We start from the raw sequence: 235 nt of genomic DNA, 5'->3' as shown, positions 1-235 counted from the left end.
CGCGCCGTTGAGTCTCCGGTGCGCCAAATCTTTGCCAACGCTGGCGGCGAGCCTAGCGTGGTCTTGAACAAAGTGCTGGATGGCAAATGCAACTACGGTTACAACGCAGGCTCCGGGGAATACGGCGACATGATCGAAATGGGCGTACTCGACCCTGCCAAAGTAACCAGTTCTGCGCTGCAACACGCCGCATCTATCGCCGGCCTGATGCTGACCTCAGACTGCATTATCGCTG

1 protein-coding gene is annotated in these 235 nt (G+C 57.9%); it reads left to right on the top strand.

Translation table 11 applies throughout. The features are described from left to right. The coding region (locus ACTHS3_RS18675) for a TCP-1/cpn60 chaperonin family protein (RefSeq protein WP_440368902.1) at positions 1-235 on the top strand (235 nt) is incomplete at both ends.

Source organism: Neisseria sp. P0009.S007 (assembly GCF_051962515.1).
Note: the sequence above shows the minus strand (reverse complement) of the source record. Positions and strands in the feature narration are given on the sequence as shown.